The organism is Roseovarius lutimaris, assembly GCF_900115165.1.
Classification (GTDB): Bacteria; Pseudomonadota; Alphaproteobacteria; order Rhodobacterales; family Rhodobacteraceae; genus Roseovarius; species Roseovarius lutimaris.
This window is the reverse complement of sequence record NZ_FOVP01000067.1, coordinates 1-1,780: the sequence shown is the minus strand read 5'-3', so window position 1 is coordinate 1,780 and position 1,780 is coordinate 1. Positions and strand designations below refer to the sequence as shown.

The following is a 1,780-nucleotide window of genomic DNA, read 5'->3' as shown; positions in this document are numbered from 1 at the left end:
AGCAAACGCGCAAAGCCTGATAAGAAAGGCGCTCGCGCCCACATTTGGATGCTACTTTCTGCACCAGAAACACGGTGTTTTTCCACAGAATCGGCGTATTTTGTTGAAAAACTCTTATTGAATTGAGGCTGTGTCACTGATTCAATTGTCCCTAGCAACGGGGGGTAATTTCGATGTTGGGACCAAAGCAAGAAGCACAAGGCGCATTGTTTTACGAGTTCTCGATAGACGATCACGTTCCCCATGATCATCTGCTGCGATCCATTGACCGGTTTGTCGACCTGTCCGACATCCGACAGCATTTGTCGGTTTTTTACAGCCATACAGGTCGCCCCTCGATCGATCCCGAACTGCTGATCCGAATGCTGTTGGTGGGGTATTGCCTTGGCATTCGATCCGAACGGCGACTGTGCGAAGAGGTGCATCTGAACTTGGCCTATCGTTGGTTTTGCCGTCTTGATCTGAGTGATAGCGTGCCTGATCATTCGACATTTTCCAAGAACCGCCACGGCCGTTTTAGGGATAGCGATTTGTTGCGTCATTTGTTCGAGACGACTGTGGCGCGATGCATCGCGGATGGCCTTGTCAGCGGCCAACGCTTTGCAGCAGATGCCAGTTTGATCGAAGCTGATGCCAACAAACAGAACTCAACGCCGAAAGAAGACTGGGACATATCTAAGATCGATCCTGCCGATGCGCCACGTGCTGTGCGTGAGTATCTCGACGTACTGGATGATGCGGCGTTCGGCGCAGCGAGTGAGGTTGACCCAAAGTTCACATCTCATTCTGATCCATCCAGTCAGTGGACTGCGGCACGCAAAGGCCCAGCTTTCTTTGCATATTCCACGAATTACCTGATCGACACGGACCACGCCGTTATTGTTGATGTTGAGGCCACGCGGTCGATCCGGCAGGCCGAAGTCGGGTCTGTGTGTACGATGCTAGATCGGGTCAAAGACAAGTTTGATTTGGACCCCGAACGGATCATCGCGGACACCGCCTATGGGTCTGGCCCGATGCTCGGGTGGTTGGTGGATCATGATATTGCCCCCATATCCCCGTGATTGATAAAGCAGGGCGAAACGACGGCACATGGACCCGTGCAGACTTCGAATGGGACGCCGAGAACGACCAATACATCTGCCCGGAAGGCCAGTCTCTCAAGCAGTTCCGTCGCAATTATTCCGACCCAAACCGTGGACCGACCAACACCGGCGTCGCCAAATACCGCAGCCTAAAACTAACCTGCCAAGCTTGCCCATCCAAAGTCAAGTGCTGCCCGAACACCGGCTTCCGCGCCATCACCCGTGAAGAACACGAGGATGCCCGCCAGGTCGCCCGGGGTATTGCCAAGACCAAACAATATGCTGTCTCGATGAAGCTCAGAAAGAAGGTAGAAATGCTCTTCGCCCATCTCAAACGTATTCTTGGGCTGGGGCGGCTCCGATTACGAGGCCCATGTGGGGCAAACGACGAATTCCTCCTCGCCGCAACCGCCCAAAACCTCCGCAAACTAGCCAAGATCTTCCCTGCACCGCAGCAAACGCGCAAAGCCTGATCGGAAAGGCGCGCGCGCCCACATTTGGATGCTACTTTCTGCACCAGAAACACGGTGTTTTTCCACAGAATCGGCGGATAGGGTGCATTCGCTACGGGCGCAAAATCCAAGCCTTCCCTTGAGAGAAAGCGGACATGGCGTATCTGCGGCGAATCCAGCTTTTGAGGTTTCAAACATGGCTATTGTCGATGGTGTAACCTTGAAGCCAGAGGAGAACGACCA

At 53.7% G+C, this 1,780-nt stretch carries 1 pseudogene; it reads left to right on the top strand.

Going from position 1 to position 1,780, the window contains the following annotated elements:
- The first annotated feature begins 173 nt into the window (after positions 1 to 173).
- A pseudogene (locus BMZ91_RS20955) lies at positions 174 to 1,558 on the top strand (transposase).
- The last annotated feature ends 222 nt before the right edge of the window (positions 1,559 to 1,780 follow it).